Origin of the sequence: Helicobacter apodemus (genome assembly GCF_003097575.1) — a bacterium.
GTDB classification, from domain to species: Bacteria; Campylobacterota; Campylobacteria; order Campylobacterales; family Helicobacteraceae; genus Helicobacter_D; species Helicobacter_D apodemus.
The window spans coordinates 423,588-448,514 of sequence record NZ_CP021886.1; the positions used below are offsets into that span (position 1 = coordinate 423,588).

The 24,927-nt window shown below is 33.3% G+C and carries 21 protein-coding genes; 2 read left to right on the forward strand and 19 right to left on the reverse strand.

Going from position 1 to position 24,927, the window contains the following annotated elements; translation table 11 throughout:
• Window positions 1-6 precede the first annotated feature (6 nt).
• The 14 genes from CDV25_RS02055 to mltG all read right to left on the reverse strand — a co-directional run bounded on the left by CDV25_RS02055 (window position 7) and on the right by mltG (window position 16,845).
• Window positions 7-3,909 carry an autotransporter outer membrane beta-barrel domain-containing protein gene (locus tag CDV25_RS02055; RefSeq protein ID WP_108910564.1) on the reverse strand — a complete coding sequence of 1,301 codons (3,903 nt, stop codon included), beginning with the start codon at window positions 3,907-3,909 and terminating at the stop codon, window positions 7-9.
• A 165-nt stretch (window positions 3,910-4,074) separates the two neighbouring features.
• The gene (fdhD, locus tag CDV25_RS02060; protein WP_108910565.1) at window positions 4,075-4,857 is read right to left on the reverse strand and encodes a formate dehydrogenase accessory sulfurtransferase FdhD; all 783 of its coding nucleotides are present in this window, start codon (window positions 4,855-4,857) and stop codon (window positions 4,075-4,077) included.
• Window positions 4,857-5,798, reverse strand: a complete 942-nt coding sequence (locus CDV25_RS02065; RefSeq protein ID WP_108910566.1) for a formate dehydrogenase subunit gamma — start codon at window positions 5,796-5,798, stop codon at window positions 4,857-4,859. Before CDV25_RS02065 ends, fdhD begins: the two co-directional genes overlap by 1 nt.
• A 9-nt stretch (window positions 5,799-5,807) precedes the next feature.
• Window positions 5,808-6,434 carry a formate dehydrogenase FDH3 subunit beta gene (gene fdh3B, locus CDV25_RS02070; protein ID WP_108910567.1) on the reverse strand — a complete coding sequence of 209 codons (627 nt, stop codon included), beginning with the start codon at window positions 6,432-6,434 and terminating at the stop codon, window positions 5,808-5,810.
• Window positions 6,435-6,445: 11 nt separating this feature from the next.
• Window positions 6,446-9,265 carry a molybdopterin-dependent oxidoreductase gene (locus CDV25_RS02075; RefSeq protein ID WP_108910568.1) on the reverse strand — a complete coding sequence of 940 codons (2,820 nt, stop codon included), beginning with the start codon at window positions 9,263-9,265 and terminating at the stop codon, window positions 6,446-6,448.
• 13 nt (window positions 9,266-9,278) lie between these two features.
• Window positions 9,279-9,473, reverse strand: coding sequence for a twin-arginine translocation signal domain-containing protein (locus CDV25_RS02080; protein ID WP_108911808.1), 195 nt, complete (start codon window positions 9,471-9,473; stop codon window positions 9,279-9,281).
• Between the two features lie 70 nt (window positions 9,474-9,543).
• The gene (locus CDV25_RS02085) at window positions 9,544-10,143 is read right to left on the reverse strand and encodes a molecular chaperone TorD family protein (RefSeq protein ID WP_108910569.1); all 600 of its coding nucleotides are present in this window, start codon (window positions 10,141-10,143) and stop codon (window positions 9,544-9,546) included.
• Window positions 10,143-11,681 carry a 4Fe-4S binding protein gene (locus tag CDV25_RS02090; RefSeq protein ID WP_108910570.1) on the reverse strand — a complete coding sequence of 513 codons (1,539 nt, stop codon included), beginning with the start codon at window positions 11,679-11,681 and terminating at the stop codon, window positions 10,143-10,145. The genes CDV25_RS02085 and CDV25_RS02090 overlap by 1 nt, the downstream gene beginning before the upstream one ends.
• A gap of 203 nt (window positions 11,682-11,884) precedes the next feature.
• A complete protein-coding gene (locus CDV25_RS02095; protein ID WP_108910571.1) occupies window positions 11,885-12,451 on the reverse strand; it encodes a 2-oxoglutarate:acceptor oxidoreductase subunit OorC in 567 nt (188 codons plus the stop codon).
• On the reverse strand, window positions 12,448-13,281 hold the full coding sequence (locus tag CDV25_RS02100) for a 2-oxoglutarate ferredoxin oxidoreductase subunit beta (protein WP_108910572.1): 834 nt from the start codon (window positions 13,279-13,281) through the stop codon (window positions 12,448-12,450). Before CDV25_RS02100 ends, CDV25_RS02095 begins: the two co-directional genes overlap by 4 nt.
• Before the next feature lies 1 nt (window position 13,282).
• A complete protein-coding gene (locus CDV25_RS02105; RefSeq protein WP_108910573.1) occupies window positions 13,283-14,410 on the reverse strand; it encodes a 2-oxoglutarate synthase subunit alpha in 1,128 nt (375 codons plus the stop codon).
• 10 nt (window positions 14,411-14,420) lie between these two features.
• Complete coding sequence (locus CDV25_RS02110; protein ID WP_034554981.1) at window positions 14,421-14,732, reverse strand: 4Fe-4S binding protein; 312 nt, start codon at window positions 14,730-14,732, stop codon at window positions 14,421-14,423.
• Between the two features lie 88 nt (window positions 14,733-14,820).
• The gene (locus CDV25_RS02115) at window positions 14,821-15,762 is read right to left on the reverse strand and encodes a malate dehydrogenase (protein ID WP_108910574.1); all 942 of its coding nucleotides are present in this window, start codon (window positions 15,760-15,762) and stop codon (window positions 14,821-14,823) included.
• Between the two features lie 132 nt (window positions 15,763-15,894).
• Window positions 15,895-16,845, reverse strand: a complete 951-nt coding sequence (gene mltG, locus CDV25_RS02120; RefSeq protein ID WP_108910575.1) for an endolytic transglycosylase MltG — start codon at window positions 16,843-16,845, stop codon at window positions 15,895-15,897.
• On the opposite strand from mltG, the gene CDV25_RS02125 reads away from it, so the two are divergent.
• Both CDV25_RS02125 and nth read left to right on the forward strand, forming a co-directional pair.
• A complete protein-coding gene (locus CDV25_RS02125) occupies window positions 16,778-19,384 on the forward strand; it encodes a YhdP family protein (protein WP_108910576.1) in 2,607 nt (868 codons plus the stop codon). The two genes, mltG and CDV25_RS02125, sit on opposite strands and share 68 nt — an antisense overlap.
• A gap of 9 nt (window positions 19,385-19,393) precedes the next feature.
• Entirely contained in the window at window positions 19,394-20,038 is a 645-nt protein-coding gene (nth, locus tag CDV25_RS02130) for an endonuclease III (protein ID WP_108910577.1), read from the forward strand.
• Window positions 20,039-20,419: 381 nt separating this feature from the next.
• On the opposite strand, the gene CDV25_RS02135 is transcribed toward nth, so the two are convergent.
• The 5 genes from CDV25_RS02135 to purH all read right to left on the reverse strand — a co-directional run bounded on the left by CDV25_RS02135 (window position 20,420) and on the right by purH (window position 24,926).
• The gene (locus CDV25_RS02135) at window positions 20,420-21,229 is read right to left on the reverse strand and encodes a cysteine ABC transporter substrate-binding protein (protein ID WP_108910578.1); all 810 of its coding nucleotides are present in this window, start codon (window positions 21,227-21,229) and stop codon (window positions 20,420-20,422) included.
• Window positions 21,230-21,309: 80 nt separating this feature from the next.
• Window positions 21,310-22,056, reverse strand: coding sequence for an amino acid ABC transporter ATP-binding protein (locus tag CDV25_RS02140; RefSeq protein WP_108910579.1), 747 nt, complete (start codon window positions 22,054-22,056; stop codon window positions 21,310-21,312).
• An 8-nt stretch (window positions 22,057-22,064) separates the two neighbouring features.
• Window positions 22,065-22,718: an amino acid ABC transporter permease gene (locus tag CDV25_RS02145; protein ID WP_108910580.1), complete on the reverse strand. Its 654-nt coding sequence runs from the start codon at window positions 22,716-22,718 to the stop codon at window positions 22,065-22,067.
• On the reverse strand, window positions 22,719-23,381 hold the full coding sequence (locus CDV25_RS02150) for an amino acid ABC transporter permease (RefSeq protein ID WP_239056391.1): 663 nt from the start codon (window positions 23,379-23,381) through the stop codon (window positions 22,719-22,721).
• A gap of 12 nt (window positions 23,382-23,393) precedes the next feature.
• Window positions 23,394-24,926: a bifunctional phosphoribosylaminoimidazolecarboxamide formyltransferase/IMP cyclohydrolase gene (purH, locus tag CDV25_RS02155; RefSeq protein ID WP_108910582.1), complete on the reverse strand. Its 1,533-nt coding sequence runs from the start codon at window positions 24,924-24,926 to the stop codon at window positions 23,394-23,396.
• Window position 24,927 lies beyond the last annotated feature (1 nt).

The following is a 24,927-nucleotide window of genomic DNA, read 5'->3' on the forward strand; positions in this document are numbered from 1 at the left end:
AATCCCCTACCACATATAATTAAACTTCCCATACCCTGTATGCATAGTGGTATTCTTAGTCCCATTCATTCCATAATTTAAAGAGAAATAAAAAGCATCATTTAAAGGAATAACTAAAGTAGTCCCTAAAGCATATTCTAAATTATCTAATTTACTCTCTCCTCCTCCATAATACCCTATATTAGAATATCTCCCTTTAGGATTATCTACATTAGGATTCATAGTCCAATCTACTCCTGCATACACTAAAGTCTTAAAATGTTTATGCCAATCACTATAAAAAGAAAGAGAGGTTTTAGTTTTAAATAAATTCATCTTATGGGTATAATTGCGTCTTGTAATAGTATTGATGGCATTACTCATCGTATAAGCTTTAGAATATCCTCCATTATAACCTAAACCTATCTCTGGAGTTAAAGTATGCTTAGTATTAAGCTTAATATTTATCCCCATATTAACATTAGCATCATAAGCATAAGATTTAGGTTCTCCTTTAAATTCTGTTTGTCCTACCCTTTCAGAAATATCATTTTGTATTAAACCAAATTGTGAAGAGAATTTAGAAAAGAGTTCATAATCTTTATAATTAAAAGGATGATAATACCTAACTCCTGCATAATAGGTTCTATTATTTAAAGCTAGAATATCTGAAGGATAAGTTTTAGAACTAAAATCATCATATCCTCCATAAATCCCATAAATATCTTTATTGTTAGGATTTAAATAACTATAACCAAAGATTACTCCTTTAGTATGTCCTTTAGAAGTTAATCCTCCATTTAAAGAAGTATTACTCTTAGAGATATAAGGAAGCATAAAGGCTAAATGATTCTTATCTTTAGTTTCACTAGATCTAAGTAAAGCATCACTCCCTAAATTATCAAAGTTTGCATAAATAGCTCCTTCCTCATAAGCCTTATTAAAGTTAGAATACACATTAGCACTTCCTTGATTATGGATTAAATTCACCGCATTCATAGCATTACCCATTACAGCATTTACAAAGTTTGCTCTAGCTTGGGTATTACTAATGAGTGTTTTTCCTAATGCTGCTGCTGAAGTCTTAGCAGCATCAACAGAAAAGCTTAGAGTTTTACTTAAAGCATCAACATTAACATTAACACTAGGATCATTGGTTTTAAATTCTGCTTTAGCAAAGACTTTAGAATTAATCTCTGCAGGATTGCTTATAGTAGTATCTTGAGAAGTATCAATATTAATAACATTTTTAGGATCTTGAACTAAAGAAGAGAGATTAGTAATATTTCCTGCATCAAAGGTAACATTAGAAACACTTACAACACTTAAATTAGTTCCTGTTATTTCTAAAGGTTTAACCTCTCCTTGAGAATTTGTAGAGACTAACCATTCTTCAACTTCTACTTTACCACTTCCATTACTCTCTATTTTTGTTGTATCACTAACTTTACCTGTATTGCTTATACTTAAACTACCACTTCCATTATTTTTAATATTAGCACCTATACTAGCATTCCCTGTATTACTAAGGGAGAGATTTCCAGAACCAGAGTTAATAATATCTGATTGTAAGGTAGCATTCCCTTCGTTTTTAATAACGATAGGAGCATCTCCACTTACTTCAATATTTCCTGCAACCTTTGCATTATCAGAATTAGTAATACTAATAGGGGCATTACCACTAGCAGTGATAGAGCCTCCTATGCTACCACTTCCTGAATTGTTAATTTTTAATTCAGCATTTCCTGCTGTTTTAATATCTCCTCCAATACTTCCAGAATTAGAAATAGCTAAAGGAGTGCTACTTTTAGTTTCAATACTTCCTGTAATAGCATTAGCATTACTTGAAGTATTAGTAATAGAGTTAAGCTTACTACTCTCATCAATAGTAATATTCCCTAATATAGAAGCATTACCATTATTTACTAATCCTCCATTAACACTAGCACCTTTTTCTATCTTTATCTCACTCCCTATATTGGCATTACCACTATTTACAATATTACCTTCTAGTTTCGTATTAGCACCACTTATGGTAATACTTCCACTAAGGGTAGCATTCCCTGAATTGCTAATAGCATTCTTTGAAGTAGCGGTTATAGTTGCACCATCTGATATAGTGATGTTACCAGTTATATTAGAATCCTCATTAAAAATACCTGCTTTCGTTCCTCCTTTTATCATAGAGCCAACACCTGATATGTTAATATCTCCACTAAGGTTAGCACCATCGCTAACCCAGATTCCACTTTCTACTCCCTCTATCTTAGCTCCATCTTTGATAGTAATTTTTTGGGTTTTTGATCTAGTATCTAAGTAAATACCATTTTCACCCCCACTAATCTTAGTATTAGCTCCACTAATTTCAAGATCTCCTAGAGTTTGGTTTGTTGCTACTGTAATACCTGAATATTTTCCATGCACTACTGCTCCATCTTGCATAGAGAGCTTTCCAAATTTACCATTACTTACCGCAATACCAAAACTATTTGCTCTTATTGTTCCTGTATTAATAATAGTTTCAATAGTTCCTCCACCTTGTAGTTTAATACCTGCATCTGCTGCTGAGCTACTCTCACTAATTATACTTCCCTTATTAATAAGGGTTTTAATAGTTCCTCCTGCAGTGAATATACCACTATCCCCTCCTTTAATTGTCCCACTATTATTAAAATTACTAATCGTAGAACCATTAATCTCAACACCCTCTCCCCTCTTATTACTTATCGTCCCCTTATTCTCAAAATTCGTAATAGTAGATCCTGATGCTCTAAAATGCCCTATCGTCCCACTATTAGTAAAATTACTTATACTACTCCCATTGAAAATATTAATCCCTACTCCTCTGTTACCCTCACTCTTAATTAATCCCTCATTACTAAAGGTTTGTATGGTAGCTTTATTAATAAATACCGCATCTCTACTAGCAGTCTCTTTAGCAAGAATAGTTCCTGTGTTGTTAAAATTAGTAATGGTAGTATTAGGTTGTAAAGCAATACCATAACCTTTAGAATCTATTATTCCACTATTGTTAAACTTATCAATAGTTCCTTGAGTGATATTAAAATTAAATTTACCAGTATTAGTATTAGTTATGGTTCCAATATTTTCAAAAGATTGGATAGAGCTTGTATTAATACTAATATTATGATTCCCACTCCCACTAATTAATCCTTTATTGGTAATACTCTCTATCGTAGCATTATTTTGAATATTGATAGCAAAGTTAGCATTTGTATTAGTAATACTCCCAGTATTAGTAATTTCTAAGTTTTTATATTCTTTAGTTTGTGAAGCAGAGATTTGTTTATTAGTAAGTGCTTTTGTTACTTTATTAGCATTAGTATCTGTTGTTGTATCTAAAGTATCATTACCTATTGCTACCCAATTATCTTTAGCACTAATACTATGAGGAATAGTTAATAAAACACTCGCACAGATTAAAGAGAGGAAAGAGGGGCTTAGAGATTTAGGATTTAATAATTTAAAATTAATATCTCTTATTTTGGGATTAGAATCTAATGTTTTAACATTAATCCTAGAGTATAGAGGTTTAAGATTAGAATTAGAATCTAAAAACTTAGGATTAAATAATTGAGAGATTAAACTTTGAGAATCTAAAGGTTTAGGATTCATAGCTTTTGTATTGAGATTAGAATCTAAAACTTTAGGATTTAAAAGTTTAGAATATTTATAATCAAAGTTCATATTTAAACTTTGAGAATCTAAAGGTTTAGGATTACTTTGAGAATCTAAAGGTTTAGGATTACTTTTAGAATCTAATGTTTTAACATTACTCTTAAAATCTAAGTTTAAAACATAATCTTTAACATTAACCTTGATAGTCTCTATAGGAGTAGAATGAGGCATTATTTTGCCCCCCCCCCCGCTGGGTATTAAGGTTGTAAGTGTAAGCATAGAGTTTTGCATAGGTTATTCTCCTTAGTATTAAAATATTTTTGCTTAATCAATATTTTTAATCTCTGAATAATATTATTCCGTTATTTATGCTTTATATCTAAATTTCTCTAAAAAGTGTATAAAAGTTGCGGGTTTTGTGCAGTTTTCTACTAAAATTAAGATTTTATGGAAAGATTAAAAAAGGATTCTTCCACTATGCGTATAAATATTGGCTTTATTATCTCTAGCAAAGCCTATTAGAGTAACCCCAGTTTGTACTGCCGCTTTTACTCCCATATAAGTAGCCGCTGCTTTTGAAACTATAATAGGGATATTATGCATCACCGCTTTAACTACCATTTCCAAAGAAAGTCTTCCGCTTACAAACAACACAGCATTACTAGGATCAACTCCTTGCATAGCTGCCTTTCCCATAACCTTATCAATGGCATTATGCCTCCCAATATCTTCAGAAGTTAAAATTTGATTTTCTAAAACCAACATCGCTTTATGCACACAACCTGTTTTTTCAAAAAGTTCGCTAGGATAAGAGAAATATTCAAGATTTTTAAAAATCTCCTTTATGCCGATTTTATAAGGAGATTGGATAAACTTTTCTACAATGTGTCCTTCTAGATTCCCTGCTACACCCACACAACAACCAGAGGTTAATGTCTTTTCTCTAAAAAGATGCCTTAACTTTTCCTCTTCTATCTCTGCTTGCATTCGCACTGATTTGCCATCTTCTGCAACTTCTAGCTTTTGAATCACTGATACATCTTCAAGCACTCCTTCACTTATCAAAAACCCAATAATATGAAAATCTTGCTCATTAGGGATGCTCATAACTGAAAGAAGTTTTTTTTCATTAAGATAGAAAGCTATCCTCTCTTCTTTAACTACATAATCAATGCAAATGGAAGCATTTCCATTAACATCGATTCTATCAATTTGAAGAGTTTGGTAAAAGGATTCCATTAAGCATTAATTTCTTTATAATAATAACTATGCAAAATGGCAATCTCTTCCTCGCCCATATGCCCATCTATAATAGCATTTAATGCACCCTCAATGGCAAAAACCGCCATATAAATATGGGTAATTAAAAAAGCAATAATCAAAAACCCTAATGCGTTATGCACTAATGCCATTATTCTTAATGTTTCAATATCGGCAAATTGGAAGAACATATAAGCACCTGAAATTGCCATTATGAATCCACCAATAGTGCAAATCCAAAACCACATTTTCTGTCCAGCATTAAATTTACCCGCAGGAATAGCTCTTTTCTCTTGGGATAAATATCCTCCCATCATCATTAACCACTGTATATCATAGGCTTTTGGTAAAGCATTTTTTACCCACATTAAAAACATCAAAATTCCAAAAACGACAAAGGCAATAGTAGCAATCCCATGTATATCTCTTGCAAGACGAACAAAAGCACCACCGCCTAATTTATCTCCAAAAACCATTATAAGTCCTGTTAGAGCAATTATCATAAAAGGAATAGCTGCACACCAATGCACGATAATGTTATAAGAAGAAAATACACGAATCTTTCTTCCATGATTAAACTTCTTTTGCCCTATAACTATATAATGCCCTAAAAAGGCTAAGATAGTAAAGAGTATCACTAAGGCAAAGATGGTTGAGAAATAATGCCCTTGTAGAAGCGTAAAGATCTCTCCCCATCCTATAGAATTTGGAGAATGAATCCCCCATGATTTAACAGATTCTACTTCAGGACCTCCATAAAGCTTATGATTCATAGGATTAATCATTAAAGAATTATTGCCCTGGGTAGTTTCCGCATATTGCTTCCCACTCTCTGCATTTGGCGTATTCGCCGCCAATACTGCCCCTACTAAAGCTAAAAAAAGGACAGAAACTCTAAAAAAAGATTGAAATAGTTTCATACAATCTCCTTAGTTTCCATAAGCAGTTTTCCAAACATTTGGTACAGCATTTGGAATGTTTTGTCCTCTCATTGCTGCACGATGAGTAATAATATTTGAAACCTCCTCACCACTTCCTGCTAAGAGAGCCTTTGTCGAACACATGCTAGCACACATTGGCACTTTTCCTTCTGCAATTCTATTTTGTCCATAGAGTTCATATTCTTCTTCACTATTGGTTTCTTCAGGACCTCCTGCACAAAAGGTGCATTTATCCATAGCACCCCGACTTTCAAAAACTCCATTTTTTGGAAATTGCGGTGCACCAAAAGGACAAGCATATAAACAATACCCACAACCAATACAGGTTTTTTTATCATGCAATACAATCCCATCTTTACGAATATAAAAACAATCTACTGGGCAAACTTGCGCACAAGGAGCATCTGCACAATGCATACAAGAGATAGATACGGCACTTTCTTTACCGACTTGCCCTTCATTAAGCAAAATCACTCTTCTACGATTAACGCCAATTGGCAAATGATGTGCCTCTTTACAAGCTACATCGCAGCCGTGGCATTCAATGCAACGATTGGTATCGCAATAAAACTTAATCCTTGCAAAATTTTCAAGGTTTGATTCAATTTCACTCATAAGTTCCTCCTTTAGGCTTTTTCAATACGGCATAAACCACATTTTGTCTCCGGACAAGCGGTATTATAGTCATATCCATAACTTGAAATCATATTAGCTGACTCACCAATGGCATAAGGGGCAGTGCCTTGAGGATATTTGTCAAGCAGATTTTTTCCCTGCTCTAAACCAGAGAAGTTTTGCGGCATCCACACACTATTAACATCTACGCGATAAGAAAGCTTTGCTTTAATCAAAGCACGTGTCCCCATAGTTCCATACACCCACACCATATCACCATCGTTAATACCAAGCTCATAAGCCTTATCAGGGTGAATCTCTACAAACATCTCCCCTTCAACTTCAGCTAAATATTTCGCACTTCTTGTCTCTGTCCCAGTCCCCATATGTGCAACCAATCGCCCACTTAGCAAATTAACAGGAAATTCTTTTACCCAATCTTTTTCAATCTGTCTTGAACGATACTTGATATTAGCCCGATAAAGATTAGGCTTATCTGGGAAGTTTGGATATTTATTAACCAAATCTCCACGCACAGAATGGATAGGTTCACGATGCAAAGGAATCTTATCATACCAATTCCATACAACCGCCCTTGCCTTCCCATTACCATAAGGACAAAGTCCTGCTTCAAGAGCCTTTTCGACTAAGATATTATTTCCAAAGCCTATAGCATAAGTTGTTCCTTCTACTTGCTTTTGTTCTTCTTTAGTAAGTTTTATTCCTAAAGATTCTGCATTAGCTGCACTAACAGGAGAATGTCCTGCAACACTAGCATTAGGCAATCTATGGGGAGAGAGCATACTTTGCCCATCTGGTGATACATCTCCCCAATTTACCCTAAATCCCATACCCCCACGCATTACAGGAATGGAATCATTATAAAATACTGGTGTTCCGGGATGCTTATCGCTCCAACAAGGCCAAGGAAGCCCATAATACTCTCCTTTAAAAGGACCCTTTCCTTCAAGAGTAACTTTATCAAACATATGCCAATTTTCTTGATGAGCTTTTAAACGCTTATAGCTCATACCTTGCAATCCAATAGAGCGAACACTTTGTGTTAATTCTGTTGTCGCATCTTCAGGCCATATAAACTCACTTCTTCCTTCTTTTTTGGCATTTTCATAAAGGCTTCTTTGGAACTCCTCTAAAAAGCCAAATCTCTTAGCAAATTCAAAAAGCACTTCTTGATCTTCTTTACATTCAAATAGAGGTTCCATAACTTTAGAACGCCACTGATAACTACGATTTGTTGCCGCTACAGAACCAGAACTTTCCATTTGAGAAGCTGCTGGAAGCAAGAAAAGATCATTATCTCTATCACTATAAATAGCTAAATCATTCACATAAGGATCAACAAAAACTATAAGATCTAATTTATCCATTGCTTTCTTTTGTAAATCAAGCAAAGAAACTGAAGTCATACCTGAACCGATAACTACTAAGGCACGAAGTTTTGTTCCTCCATTGTTTTGGATATTTTCATCATCTAAAACACCAAACTTCCAAGTTGAATGCGCATAACCCCTTGTTTCCATCATTGTTTTATTCTTAAAGCGAGAAACTAGCCAATCATAATCTACATACCAATGCTTCGCAAAATGTCTCCAAGAAGTTTCACTTAAATTATAATAACCGGGTAATACATCAGGGTTTGCTGCCATATCCGAGCTACCTTGTACATTATCGTGTCCCCTTAAGATATTCACGCCTCCACCATTTTTACCCATATTCCCTAAAAACATTTGCAAAATTGGCATAATACGGGTATTGCTAGTTCCAACGGTATGTTGCGTTAATCCTTGATTCCAAATCAAGCTTGCAGGTTTTGCTGCTGCCATTTCCTCTGCAATATGGATAATATCCTTAACAGGAATCCCTGTGATATTACTTGCCTCCTCAACAGTATATCGCATTGCTTCTTTAATAATCTCTTCATAGCCATATACACGATCTTCAAGAAACTTCTTATCATAAAGATTATTTTTTATAATATGATTGAGCATACCATAAATAAGGGCTATATCTGTCCCGCTACGAATCCTATAATATTCATCGGCTTTTGCACCCGTTTTAGTAAAACGCGGATCTACAACAACAATCTTAGCTCCCGCCTCTTTTGCACGCAAAATATGCACCATTGAAACAGGGTGATTCACCGCAGGATTAGCTCCGATGATAAAAATGTATTTTGAAAACATCATATCACCAATATGGTTTGTCATTCCACCAAACCCAAATGTATTTGCCACACCGGCAACTGTTGGGGAATGTCAAACTCTATTACAATGGTCGATATTATTTGTTCCAAAGAATGCGGAAAATTTACGGAAATAATAGGCTTGCTCGTTAGAAATTTTAGCACTTCCTATCCACATTACCGCATCAGGACCGCTCTCTTCCCTAATAGCACTTAACTTAGAAGCGATTTTATCCATTGCTTCATCCCAGCTTGTTCTTTGCCATTTGCCATTGACTTTTTCAAGAGGATAACGCAATCTTGTCTCACTCCTCGCCCTATCAATTAAATCCGCACCCTTACAGCAATGCCCACCTTGAGAGATAGGATGATCTTGAGCTACCTCTTGACGTACCCAAACACCATCAACCACTTCAGCAATAACCCCACAACCAACAGAACAATGGGTACAAATTGTTTTTATTTTTTGTGAATTAGGATATTTTTCCTGTAATTCTTGCTGTGTAGCAGAACGCATCGTCTTTGATGTATCTGCACCAAAGACATTACTAGCACCCACCAAACTACCAAGAGCAGTCATTTTTAAAAACGCACGTCTTGTATTGCGCCTTCTCATTGTTTCACTCATTTTGCTTCCTTTCTTATTTTGCAACAGAATAATACAAATCCCATTGCTTACTTTTTTGGTAAAGAATTTCCTCTTTAGGAGACTTGCCTTGTACAACATTCTCATTAGGTGTATTTTTACTACATCCTGCCAATACAACACCAACACCAGCAACAGCTACAGAAGTCTTGGTGGCATTTTTCAAAAACTCACGCCTACTTTTTTGCATATTTACTCCTATCCTAAGATTTGGGATAATCCCACTAAGACTTTTTGAAAAAGCCTTAGTCAAACTATCTTTAATGGTAAAACTCTTTTTCAAATTTCAAAAAAGATTCCAAAAGCAAGGCTAAATGCAAATACAGCTTAGAATCTCCCCTTTCTTGTAATTCCCTGCATAAACCCAAAAAAGCATTATGAGAAAACAAAAAAACCTCTTTAGCTAAAGAATCTTGATTATTCTGAATAAGATAACCTATAAATCCAAATAAAAATCCTATATGCTCTTCAGTATCTTTGAAGCGATCTCTATTGAGACGAATATCACTTTGTTTAACCAATGAACGCATTGTTAATAAACTCTCACCGCCGATACAATTCTCATAATAATGGGAAAGATGAATGCCAACTTGCTTCCCATCAAAGGGCAGAGCAAACATTTGTGTATGCTCTTGTTTAAAGCCTTGCATACCATTATTTTTTATTTCTTCTTGTAAATAGCTAAGACTTTCATCTAAAGATTCTTCCAATAAAGATTGCTTCAAAATCAAAATCTGTTTTTGGGAAGTTTCCAATCTCCCCTCAATGAGTTCATACACAAAAAACCCATTAAAAAAATCATAATAGAGATTTCTGGCATTTTGAATATTTTGCTGTTCTTCTTTAGTCAAATGAAGCATTAAAGTCCTCCAAACATTACTTTTACTTTGCAATCTGGACAGCACTGGAGTGTTTTTAACTTTTTCTCATCAGAAGCAAAAGCAGAACTTAGAATCGCAAAAACTTTATCAATGGATTTTTTAGTCGAAAAAACTTTTCCGCACTCTACACACTTAAAAGGCTCATCTTTAGCGAGTTCCTTGCTTTTAAAATATTCCCTATTAAGCTCTAACCCATCCCTACTTAGGTCCATAACATTCTCTGGACAAGAAGTTACGCAATAACCACAGGTAGTACAAATAGAAGGATTGAATCGCAAAGAAAAATCGTCCTCTTTAGCAAAAATTGCATTAACATTACAGGCTCCTACACAAGAGAGACATAATGTGCATCGTGTAGAATCTACCTTAATATTTCCATAAAAAACAGGTGCTATACTCTTAGCTATGCCAAAATCTTTATCCTTAATCATATATTGCAGACGTTGAGCAAAAGATTCTCTATGGGGCTTATTGTAGCGATTCTTGTACAAATATTTCTCAAAGGACTGAATTTCTGTAGCTCTTTGATAAATCTCCTCTACATTGTCTGTATAATAAATCGCATTTTTTGTATAAATTTGCATAGTGATAGATTTAACAAAATCTACTACACTCTCAATCCATTGATTTTCTAAATCTTGCATAAAAATCAATATCTCATTCCCACTTGTTTGCAACATACTCATCAAATCATTTTCATTTAAAAATGTTAAATTGGGTAAAACTAAAGGAGTTAAGGAACTGGGTAATATAAAATTTTGTCTAATTAAATTTTCATAACCTTGATAATCACACAAGAAAATCACTTTATCTTCATAAAGATCTATAATCTCCTCTAAACCTTCTTTGGGTATCTCTTCATATTCTAAAGCACCTGTAGGGCATACCCCTACACATAATCCACACGCAGTGCAGTCTATAGGAGAGAAAACAAGCTCCATTAAGCTATCATTAGCCCCCACTCCAAAAGTAGGGCAAATTTGAGCACATTTGGAACAATGCTTATCACGGCGATGATAATATTGACAAATTTCATTTTTAAAACTAATAACCTCTTTATAGCTATATATTCCAAGATTTTCTTTAAGATAAACCATTAAACTTTGAGGATTGTCAAAATCTGCTACACTATAAATTCCCCTAAATCGCAATAAATTCTCTTCATAAACAAACACGACAGCTTGTGCAAAGGAGATATTTTCCTCATTCTCCATCTTAGCGGTAAAATTCCCAAATCCCCCATTAACACTAGCAATCTTTGCAATATCTAAATAAAAAACTTCAAAATCACTTTCTAAATCTTTCCCAAAATGCTTAACAATAGAGGGCATCTCTCCATCATCACTAGTGTATATTAAAGCTATTTGGTTATTAATGGTAATGCTCTTTGTATCTTCAAGTATAAAATCATCAACAATTTCTTGTATTTGACTTAAAAAATCTAATTGCTCATTATAAGCTAAATATTTCTTGTCTAATAATAAATGACCTCTAGGAGATGAATTTGGCAATCCCATCAAAAACCTTTACTTTAGCTTTTCAAATATAACTTTGGGTTTTATTCTACTCCTAATACCTTATAAAAGTCAATATTTTTTTAAACATTTCATTATACTTATTAATATATATTGAAGTTTAATTTAAATTGTTGGGATTTGTTAATTTTGGAAGTTATAGCAACATAATTTTGTATTTTTAGTAAAACTAGCAAAAGCTAGTTTTACTTGGAAGAGCCTTTGCTTAAAGCCTCATTAGCATATTTTTCGCCAATTTCAAAAGCCTTTTTATTAAGATCAATAACTTTAGCAGGAACCTTACTAATCATTGTCTCATAGACTAAATTTCTCTCTACACATTTTGTCAAAGTTACAGTAATAGCTAAAGCAACCACAGATTGGGTAACTACATTACCTACCTCTTCTTTTGCTATTGTAATAATAGGGATAGAATAAATTTTAAACTTTTGCTTATCTTCCTCACTGGGTGTTATTAAATTAGGCTCAATCACAATCGTTGCACCCTCTTTTAACCCCCCCTTAAATTGGTCATAGCTTACTTGGGCGGTAGATAACATAAACTCTACCTCGCCTTCATTCGCATAAGGGTATAAAATCTCATCATCATCAAGCAAAATATCAACTTTGGTAGGACCACCACGAACTTGAGAGGTATAAGTAGCAGCTTTAACACCATATCCGCCATTTTTAATTTGTGCTTCTGCTAATATTTCCCCTGCTAACAAAACTCCCTGCCCACCAACTCCTGTAAAGCGAAGCTGTCTTCTCATTTTGCACCCCCCTTTTTAGCCTGTGCCTTTTCTTGCACTTGCTTATAAGCCTTACAATACTCTATTGCATCAGGGTTATGGTGTAAAATTCCTGTTGGATATTTTTGATTTTTTTCCGATTCTTCTAAAGCATCATATTTTTTCTTAGAAACAATAAGGTTTTCAATCCATTTAAGCGTATCAACTGCTTCACCCATTTTATTTTTTCTACCTAAATTAACATGGCAGTTACTAAAAATATCAATGAAGCTAAAACCCTCGTGTTGAAATCCCTCCACTAAGACTTTTTCCATTTTTTTAGGATCTAAAACCGACTCTCTAGCTACAAAACTTGCTCCAGCTGCTTCTGCTAATTTACAAGCATCAAAAGTAGGATCAATATTGCCATATTGTGCAGTTACAGTCCACATTCCCTGTGGTGTTGTTGGTGAAGTTTGGGAATTTGTCAAACCATAAATAAAATTATTAATCAAAACATAATTAATATCAATATTTCTCCTACAAGCGTGAATAGTATGGTTTCCACCAATAGCTAAACCATCACCATCACCCCCTACAACAATGACCTTTTTAGTAGGATTTGCTAATTTAATCCCTGTGGCATAAGCTAAGGTTCTGCCGTGTGTAGTATGCACGGTATTGCAATTTACATAAGAAGAAATACGACCGCTACAGCCAATTCCGCTTACCAAGCAAACATCATCCATATTCCAACCAAGCTTATCAATGGCCCGCACAACAGCCTTTAAAATAATGCCATCACCACAACCCCAACACCAAAGTGTCGGCATTTTATCCACTCTTAAATATTCATCATAATTAAATGCCATTTTATAACTCCTTTACCTTATTAATTATTTCTGTTGGGGATAGTGGGCGTCCATTTGCCTTACCTAAAAAGTCTACTTCCTTTTTCATAATATGTTCAACTTCTACTAAAAATTGTCCTTTATTTAGCTCTGCTACAAGGATTTTATTAAATCTTTTGCCAAGCTTCTCTAGCTCCTCTTTAGGCGAAGGCCAAATTGTAATAGGTCTAAAAAGCCCTATTTTGATACCACTTTCACGCAATCTATCTACCGCCTCCTTAGCACTTCTTGAAGTAGAACCATAGGCAATTAATAAAATTTCAGCTTCATCTAACTTATATTCCTCATAAGCTACAACTTCATTCCTTTTACTAAGAATTTTATTAAAAAGTCTATCAATTAAGTTTTGTGAAAGCACAGCATCTTCAGTAGGAAACCCGGTAGGTCCGTGGTGCAATCCTGTAATATGATAGCGATATCCTTGAAAAAAAGGATTTAAAATAGCAGATTCATCTTGTTTAACCCCATAAGGCTTATAATCGTTCTTGTCTCCATTAAAAATACGACGATTTATAATACTTTTTTGAATCTCTGCTAAATCTGGCACTGTAGCTTTACCGTGCATATGCCCCAAGGTTTCATCAAGCAATAAAAATACTGGGGTCATAAACTTTTCTGCTAAATTAAAAGCACGGACTGTTTCTGTATATGCCTCTTCTAAACTACCCGGACATAAGGCAATAGATTGAAAATCACCATGTGATGGATGAGCTGCTTGGGCAATATCACCTTGTGCTACACGCGTTGGCAATCCTGTTGATGGTCCTCCACGCATTACATTAACAATCACTAAAGGTATTTCTGCCATAAAGCTTAATCCGATTTGTTCGGATTTCAAGGAAATTCCAGGACCTGAAGTAGCAGTCATTGATTTTACACCGCTCATTGCTGCTCCAAGTGCTACAGAAATCCCGCCAATTTCATCCTCCATTTGGATAAAACTCCCATTTTCTCTTGGCAATAACACACTCATTTCGTGTGCTACTTCACTAGAGGGTGTAATAGGATAACCACCAAAAAATTTACAGCCTACATCAATGGCTGCGTGTGCCACTAATTCATTTCCACTTGAAATTATTTCTCTACTCACTTATTACTCCTTATAGAACCATAAAACCATTAGCTCTAATTGCCTCTGCTCTTTGCTTAGAATCTTCTGTTAGTTTTGCGAATTTAAATTCTTTTTTATCCGCAACAGCAATCGCAAAATCCGGACAATGCAACTCACAATCCATACAACCAATACAACTTTCAGGATGAATAACCTTAACAATTTTTCCCAAAACTTTATGTTCGTCTAACTGCATACCCAAAGTTCCACTAGGACATACTGATACACATAAATCACAAGCTTTACAACGACTTTCATTAACCCAAACCGGAGTATTTTCCGGTGCCTTTAATAATCCCATTTCGTAACTCCTTAAATTATAATATTTAAAAACCAAAATCCATTTTCAAGCCGATATTTTTAAATTATGTGCCTCCTCAAAAATAGATTCAAAAATAATTTTTATTTAATTCATTAATGAGAATTAAAACAGATTGTATAGATTTATCAAATTGCTTTTTTTCTACTTCATTAAGTTTTAACTCTACAATCTTTTCAACTCCATTAATACCAAGTTCCACAGGCACACCAGCTACTACATTAGTATAACCATATTCCCCTTGCAAAAAAGTAGCACAAGGCAAAATTTTATGGCTGTCACTCATAATAGCTCGCACCACTTCTGCTGTAGCTTTTGCAGGTGCAAAATAAGCAGAACCATTTTTTAAGCAAGATACAATCTCAGCTCCTGCATTTTTAGTCCTCTTAATAATTTCATCAATTTCTTCTTGACTAAGCAATTCACTAAGTGGCACACCATTAACTGTAGAAAATCTAGGAAGGGGAACCATATCATCACCATGTCCTCCCATAACAGGAGCCACAATTTGTCCTTGAGCACAACGAATCTTATCAAAAATAAAACTTGCCATTCTAGCACTATCTAACACACCAGCCATACCTAAAATCTGTCTTGGATTAAATCCTGTTTCTCTTAAGGCGGTATAAACCATAGCATCAAGAGGGTTTGTTACAAGCACAACAATGGCTTCTGGTGCATTCTCTTTAATATGATTTGAAATCTCACCAACAACTTTAGCATTAGCAAATAACAAATCACTCCTACTCATTCCGGGTAATCTTGGAGAACCTGCTGTTATTACAACAACATCACAACCTTGCAAATCCTTAGGGGAAGCAATGACTCCTAATTTTGTAAAATTGACACCTATGCAAGAAGCTTGAAACATATCTAAAAGCATACCTCTAGCTCTGTCTTTATCCTTATCTTGCAAAACAATTTCATAGGGGGTTGTGGCAGATAAAATAAAGGCTAAAGTAGAACCCACATGACCTGCACCTATAATTCCGACCTTTTTAACTCGTTCCATAAATTTATATATCCTTAAGAAGACAAAACAAATTTTGCAATTTTTTGTAAAAAGCAAAGATTTATTTAACTTTATGTATTAGTATTGTCAATCATTTTACCTTAAATAAATCTTATTATTTAAATTTTTTTGTTATTTTGAAAAATGCTGCAAATGTTCTTGATAACTCTTAGAAAAAGAATGCACACCACTTTTATTTCTTACAAAATAGAGATAATCGACATTTGCAGGAAATATAGCAGCTTGAATTGCTTTAAAACTCACACTTCCAACAGGTGCTTGTGGAATCCCATCATAGCGATAAGTATTATAAAAGGTTGTATCATTTCGTATCATTTCAGGAGTAACTTTTGTATGAGAATATTTACCATAGTTTAATGTGCCATCCATCTGCAAACGCATTTTCAACCTTAAACGATTATGGATAACTGCGGATACCAAAGGCATTTCTTCATTGTTAGCGGATTCTTTTTGGATAATAGAAGCAAGTGTTATATATCTAAACCATTGTTTCTCATCATATTCACCTAAAAATCTTATTGCCCATTTTTGATGCTCTTTTAAAGAAGTATTAACAAGATAATACATTAAGTGTTTTTCGCTAATGCCCTTTGGTATCTTATAAGTATTTGCTAAAATCACCCCATCAATATAAGGTGCATATTCTTTATAGGCTAAATGCAACTTTTTTTCATCAAGCCCTAATTGAAGTGTTAAATCTTTGATAAAAAAATACAAAGTCTCTCCGGGAATAAGCGTAATATCCTCTAAGAGCGCCTTTGATTTTGTTATTAAATATAAAAATTCCCCTTTAGTTAATTGTGTCCTACCAATATCTAACCAACCACTTTGAATATGCCCTAAGAATCGTAAAATATATGTATCAATTTTTATTAAGTCAAAATTATTTTTTCTTAAATATGCTATAATTTCATTTGTTCCTCCTTGTGGAATATAAACCACTTTGCTAGAACTCATTGGAATTTGCAAATAAAAACACAAGACAATTAGTAAAATGAAAAAACTATCAATAAGAACATTAGAAAAAATTTTGTTTTTTACATTTTTTATTGGGATACTCATAACACTCTATGCCTTTCTTTATAATGGAATAAGGATTCATCAATTTGAAATTGCTGGAGTAAAGCTTGAGGGATTGTATCTAAAGTTAGATAAAAAATTAATTGTGCAACTCCAAACCCTTAATCTAACGAGTATAGATTCTACAAATCATAAAACTTTTGATATTAAACAACAAATCCAATATGCAAAAAATATTCATTTAGTCTTACAATACTTTCAAGAAATTAGTATTGAAACAATACTTTTTGAAGATTATCAAGCAAATTTATTCTACGACGGAAATAATTTTACGATTAACCTCCCTGAAGTTTATGCAAAACTTAATCTTAATGAAGAATCTTCTAAAATCCTTATTGAAATTCAAGATCTCTATTTAAAGCCTTATAATATCTACTATCAAGGAAGTGGGGAATATAATTTAAGGAGACAATCTTTAAAACTTGTGGGAAAATTAGATTTCTTAGAGTCCCAAAACTACAGCACTCTAGCAAGCGTTCATTTACAAATCAATAGCACTTTAAATAACCTCTTACTTACTGGCTCTAGCACCACTTTTGAAAATATTAAATTTTTACGCCCTATTCTCCCTAAAATACAAAATCCGCTTGTAGATGCTTGGGTATTTGATAACTATTCTGCTACCGATATAAAGATTCACGACTTTTTAGTTAGCATTCCTTTAAAAAGTAAAAATCTTTTAGAAAATTCGCTTAAAAATCTTTATGTCTCCTTAGAAGCAAACAATACACATATCACTTTTCACCCTAACCTCCCACCCATTCACGCCAAAAATCTTCAAATTATCTTTAAAAACAACGCTTTAGAATTCTACCCTAGTAATCCTAACTACCAAAATCACTCCCTAAATGGTAGCCAAGTTGTCTTAAAAAACCTTACAACAAATCCTTTTTTACAAATTAATATTGCCACAGATACCATTTTAGATTCAACTATTTTAAACCTTTTACAAACTTATAATATCTCTCTACCTATTGCCCTGCCCGAGACAAAAATCAAAACTAATCTTTATTTAGGGATTGACTTAATCACACATTCTATAGAAACAAAAGGCTTCTTTACTGCCAAAAATGCAAAAACTCTAATCAATGCTATGCCTTTAACCTCTGAAGATATTCAAGTCAAACTTGATAATGAACTTATTTATATAGAAACAAAAAACACCCAATATGAAAATCTTTTAAAAACTGATACAAACTTTATTATCAACACAGATAACAAAAACTTAAGCGGAGATTTAACAATTGACTTTCTTTTATTATCTGACAAATTACCAGAATTATTGTTTATACAAAATCAAAAACTCCCCTTTAATGTAGATTTTAAACAAAAAGATAAAACTATTCTTTCGCTCCCAACATTATCTTTTGAAGCCACACTTAGCGATTCTTATAGTTTTAACTTTCAAGATATTGTTTTCTTCCTCCCTTTTTCTAAATTTTTGCAAAATTATTATTTACAAGGCGGGAAAGTTAAAATCTCCACACAAGACTTTGAATCTTTCAAGGGGGATTTAAAGATCCAATCTAACCAACCTTTCTTGCTTGATAAAACTACCAATAAACCTTGGAATTCTTTGCATTTACTTTTAGATTATCATCCAACAAGTTTTACGATTCAAAACATTGATAATACCTTTAAATTCCATAGCTCCAAGCAGTCTAAAAATCTTAATCTTAAAAATATTGCTTTATTTATTGACCCTACACATTTTTCTAATCATATCCTTAATGATATTCCATTAATTATTGAAGGAGAAAACTCTAATATCCTTTTTAAAGATAAGCTACTCTTGGGTGATTATTTTTCATTTTCGATAGTAGATGATGAAATAAAGGGGGTCTTGAGGTATAAAAATGGCGTGGCAGATTTGTATAAAAAAAATGATTTTTATACCATTGATGCTAGAGAATTTGGGGATGAATTTGTTAATACTTTTATCAAAAAAAATGCTTTTCATCAAGGAAGATTTTTCTTAAATGCCAACACAAATTCTCAAGGAACATTAATAGGTGAAATAAAGTTATCTAATACTGCCATCAATGAATTAAATATTCTCCAAAACCTTATGGCTTTTATTGATACTATTCCTGCATTATTAAGCCTTAAAAACCCGGGGTTTAATCAAGATGGGTATTATGTAAAAAATGGAACTATTCAATTTGGTCTTAATGAGGAATTTCTTGCTATACAAGCCCTTGAACTCAATGGCAGCTCTATTGATATTAAAGGAAAAGGCATTCTTTCTTTAAAAAATAATAATCTTGATTTTTATGCACAACTTATTACCGCAAAATCTTTAAGCAACATTATCAACAAAATTCCGCTTGTAAATTACATCTTGCTAGGCAAAGAAGGCAAAATTTATACAAATTTTAAAATACAGGGGACTTCAGAAAACCCTATTATCCAAACCCAAGTTACGCAAGATATTCTTCTCTCTCCTTTTAATGCCTTAAAACGTGTTATTGTTTCGCCTTTTGAAATTTTTAATAAAACAAAAGATGAATCCATCAAATAAAGGAAATTTATGCAAAAAGCCACCAAAAAACAAATCCAAGAAATAAAATCGCTTTTTTTACAACATTATAAAAACGCTAAAACAGAATTAAACTATACCAATGACTATGAGCTACTCATTGCTGTAATGCTCTCTGCTCAATGCACAGATAAACGCGTCAATCTTATCACTCCAGCACTTTTTAAAAAATATCCCGATATTCTCTCACTTAAAGACGCTAATATAGAAGAAATAAAAGAACTTATTAAAACTTGTTCATTTTTCAACAATAAAGCCAAAAACCTTAAAGCAATGGCAGAGGAAGTTTATCAAAATTTTCAAGGTGAAATACCCCTAGATAGGGAATCATTAAAAAGCTTATCGGGTGTTGGACAAAAAACTGCAAATGTTGTTTTAATTGAATCTAAAGAGGCTAATTTTATAGCTGTAGATACTCATGTTTTTAGGGTTTCTCATCGTTTAGGATTAAGCAAAGCCAACACACCTTTACAAACAGAAGAAGATTTAACAAAAGCCTTTAAGGATAATCTTAGCACACTCCATCAAGCTATGGTTCTCTTTGGTAGATATACCTGTAAATCCCTAAAACCACAATGCCAAAATTGCTTTTTAAATCATCTTTGCAAAAGTAAAATAAGCTATAAACCCAGATAAACCCGCTAAAACTTCTTTATTATTAACATATCCCAAATATCGCTTAAACGATAATATCATAAAGTTTATATCTAAAATAGACTATAGTTGTCTTATCCCACATTAATTGTTTTTTTGTGTATCAATAGACATAACCATTAGAATACTTTTTTATGTTACATAATGGATACAAAAATATTATGAGATTTAGTAATTTCCTGCAACAATTTATTCTCCAATTATTGAAAAATTCTTATATCACCTTGTATTAAAATAATTTTAAGAATAATCACTTAAAGCAATTACTCCAATATGGAGCTTTCTAATAGTTTATTATTTGCATTGTTATAAATACAATTAAATAACTCTTTCTACATAAAGTAGAAAGAAAAAATGCTTATTTTATTTTACAAAAAGCACAGAATCTATTTTATCGCTTCCATAAATGGGGGCTAAAGTTTTTTCATAAGCTTCTTTCATAAAACCATTAGTATTTAAGGTTTCTATTTCTTTATTCAACCATTGCAATAATTCTTTATCACCCTTTCTTACTGCAGGAGCGATAACATCCTCTTCACCTAGCTTTTCAATCCCTACTGCAAATTCAGGATTTTCTTTAGTCCACGCAAATACTAATAAATTATCGTGAGCTAAAGCATCACCTCTAGCATTTTTTAATGCCAAAAAAGCTTCTGTGTTTTGGTCAAATTTTAAAAGCTCAATTTCAGGATGATTTTTACTAAAATAAAAGTCCGCAGTTGTTCCTTTATTCACAATAAGTTTTTTACCTCTTAAATCCTCAATAGAAGTAATAGCACCTCCTAAAGATACCACGCCTAAAGCTACTTTCATATAAGGAGTAGCAAAATCAACCACTTCTTCTCTTTCTTTTGTTTTTGTGAAGTTTGCCATAATAATATCGATTTTTCCGCTTTTTAGAAATTCTACACGACTAGCAGCCTCAACTAATTCAAATTTAACTTTAGATTCATCCCCTAACAAATCTTTAGCAATTTGTTTAGCAATCAAAACATCAAAGCCATCATTTTGTCCCTCTTTATTAATAAACCCAAAAGGAGGCTTATCGCTAAAAACCCCAATGGTGATAACATCTTTCTTTTTAAATGATTCTAAAGTATTCCCTCCTTGATTAGTGCAACCTATGAGGTAAAAGCCCAATATTAAACTAACAAGCAAAATTATTTTTTTCATATTTATTCCTTTAAGTATTAGATTCCTTACACCCTAATTATATTCAAAAAATACACTTACTTCTATATATTTTTTTCTTATCAAAATTCAAAAATATTTAAAAATCTCTTAACTCTCTCACTCTTTGGATTAGTAAAAAACTCCTTAGGCGAAGCTATTTCCTCTATCTTTCCCTTATCAAAGAAAACAATCCTATCCGCAACATTTTCTGCAAATCTCATCTCGTGAGTTACTAAAATCATCGTCATACCCTCTTTTACTAACTCTCTAATTACCTCTAAAACTTCTTTGACCATTTCAGGATCTAAAGATGCTGTTACTTCATCAAAAAGCATTATTTCAGGATTCATACATAAAGAGCGAACAATAGCTACCCTTTGCTTTTGTCCTCCACTTAATGTCCGAGGATAAAAGTCTCGTTTTTGTTCTAAACCAACGCGTTTTAAAAGTTTCAATGCTTCAGAAACCACCGTTTCTTTTCTCCTTTTTTGCACCTTAAGGGGAGCTAAAATAACATTTTCTAATACATTTAAATGCGGAAAAAGCTCATAATTTTGAAAAACCATACCTATTTTTTCTCTAATTTTTCTCCATTCTACTAAGGTAATGTCCTCTCCTTTAAAATAAATCTTTCCCCCATTTATATTTTCTAATCCATTAATACAACGCAAAAATGTGCTTTTTCCACAACCACTTGGACCCAAAATCGCACATACTTCACCCTTTTTTATTTCTAAAGAAATATTATCTAAAATCAAAGTCTCGCCAAATTTCTTGGTTAAATTCTCAATGCTTAATAAAACTTCATTACTTAAATGATGAGCCATTCTCCCCCTTATGCAAATTTTCTTTCTAAAATACGACTAACAAAAGACAAAGGATAACAAAGTAAAAAATACAACAAGAAAATCCCACCATAAACCCAAAAACTTGCCTGGGGATAATCAATAATATTCACCTCAATAATCTGTTGCCCAACTTTTAGCATATCACTCACCCCAATTAAAGCAGCTAATGGTGTCGTTTTAATCATCCGCGTAAAAAGATTAACTAGAGGAGGTAAAAGCCTTTTTAGGGTTTGTGGAAAAATAATAAAAATTTGGATTTGCATCTCACTTAACCCTAAAGCTCTGCCGCTTTCACTTTGGTGTTTAGGAAGGCTTGATATAGCTCCACGCACCAAATCCCCCATCTCTGCAATACCCCAAAGACTAAAAACAATAATACAAGCCTCTATAGCACTTAAGTTAAAAAGAAAAGAAAACCCAAAATAAACAATAAAAAGCCAAGCAAGGATGGGGATAATACGAATACTTTCTAAATAAAAACGACACAAAAAGCTCAAAACCCTAGAGGGCAAAGTCATCAAATAACCCAAAACAAACCCAAAAACACAAGAAAAAAAGATGGAGCTAAAAGCAATTAAAAAGGTAATCCCTATCCCTTCTAAGATTCTTTTTATTATTTGCCAATCTAAAAAAAATTCCATTTAACCTATAATCTTCTTATAATGCTTCTCTAAAGCATAAAACAAAAGGGATAATGGCAACAAAACCACCAAATAACAAAGAACTAGCAATAATAAAGTTTCGCTACTTTTATAATAACTTCCTAATAAATCTTTAGTTACATAGAAAACATCGGCTAAAGCAATAGCACTTACCACAGAAGTTTCTTTTAGCAAAAAAATTGCATTAGCACCAATATAAGGAAGACTTACCATAAGACTTTGGGGCAATACAATATAAAAAATAAGTTGCATTTCATTTAAGCCCAAACTCCTAGCACTCTCTAGTTGAATCTTGCCTACAGATTCTAATCCGGCACGAAAGGATTCTGCCATATAACTCCCACCTAGAAACACTACACCTATTAAAGCACAAGTATAGCTATCAAGCTTCCAACCAATTTGTGGCAACCCATAATACAGGAAAAATAATTGAATAAGCAAAGGGGTATTGCGGGATAGCTCCACATAAGCTTTAACTACCATACAAAAACCTCTAACCTTATAATAAGTAATAATAGCTACAAAAAACCCAACAATAATAGAAAATATCACACCCCAAAAAGATAAATGCAAAGTAAGCCATAAAGCCTTAGTAAAAAGTGGAATCGCATTTTCCATAAAACCCCAATCCAAACCTAACATCCCAATAATCTCCTAATGTAGAAAATGCCTTTTATGGCTAAAATAAAGTGCCATATTATTCTCATTAGCACAAGCTATAACTTCCTCATCTCTAACACTTCCACCAGGTTCAATTACTGCACTAACACCTGCTTTATAAGCCTCTTGTATGCTATCTTTAAAAGGAAAAAAGGCTTCAGAAGCTAAAACACAACCTTGTAAATCTATCCCCATTTCTTTAGCTTTAATAATAGCAGCTTTTGCCGCATCAACACGGCTTGTCATACCCATCCCAATAGCTACCATAGCACGATTTTTCACATAAACTACGCAATTAGACTTTACAAGTGCAGCGATTTTATAGGCAATTTCTAAGTCTTGCATTTGTGTATTAGTGGCTTTTTTAATACTCATACATTGTGCGTTTTTCACTTCATCACTTAATACTTCATCGCTCTCTTGCAAAAGAAATCCCCCTTCAATATGTTTAAAATCTTTAGCATCTTTAGGAAGTTTTAAATACCTCTCCCCACAAAGAAAAATCTTTAACTTCTTCTTAGGCATTAAAAATTCTAAGGCTTCCTTAGTAATACTTGGGGCAACCAAAACTTCAAAGAATATTTTTCCCATTTCTTGGGCTAAAGCTAAATCCACTTCCCCGTTAACAGCGACAACACCGCCATAAGCAGAAATACTATCACATCTTAAAGCTTGCCTATAAGAATCCAATAAAGTATCACTTATAGCAAATCCACAAGGATTGCCGTGTTTTACAATACATACCGCTTTACTTTCTCCAAAATTTGAAGCGATCTTTACAGCACTATTAATATCTGTAAGATTATTAAAACTTAGTTCTCCTTTTAAGGTTTTAAAGTTTTTAGAATAAAAATCCTCCCATTCATAATACGCTCCTTTTTGATGAGGATTCTCACCATAGCGGGTTTTACCCACAAGCTTTCCGGCTAAAAAATGCATATCCCCAAATCCCTCTTTAAAAGTTTTATTCATATAATTAGCAATCATTACATCATAACTTGCGGTATGTTCATAAGCCTTTATCATCATTTTTTGACGCAAGACTAAAGTATTTTGATGGCTCTTTAAGGCTTCAATAATAAAATCATAATCACTAGGGTTACTAACTACCAATACGGATTGAAAATTCTTAGCAGCTGCTCTAAGCAAGGTAGGACCACCAATATCAATATTTCCTATAATCTCTTCAAAATCATCAGTTCTTTGTATAGTTTGTTTAAAAGGATAGAGATTAACACAGACAAGATTAATATCCCTTATCCCATATTCTTTAGCGATTTTAACATCTTCACTATTTTGCCTCCGATATAAAATCCCACCAGCAATTCTAGGATGAAGGGTCTTAACTCTCCCACCAAACATCTCTTGACTTTGCGTATAACTACTCACTTCTATAGCCTCTATCCCTTCTTCTTGCAAGGTTTTCAAAGTTCCACCTGTAGATATAATCTCATACCCTATTGCTATTAGCTCCCTTGCAAAAGAAATTATATTGGTTTTATCACTCACACTTAATAAAGCAGTCATT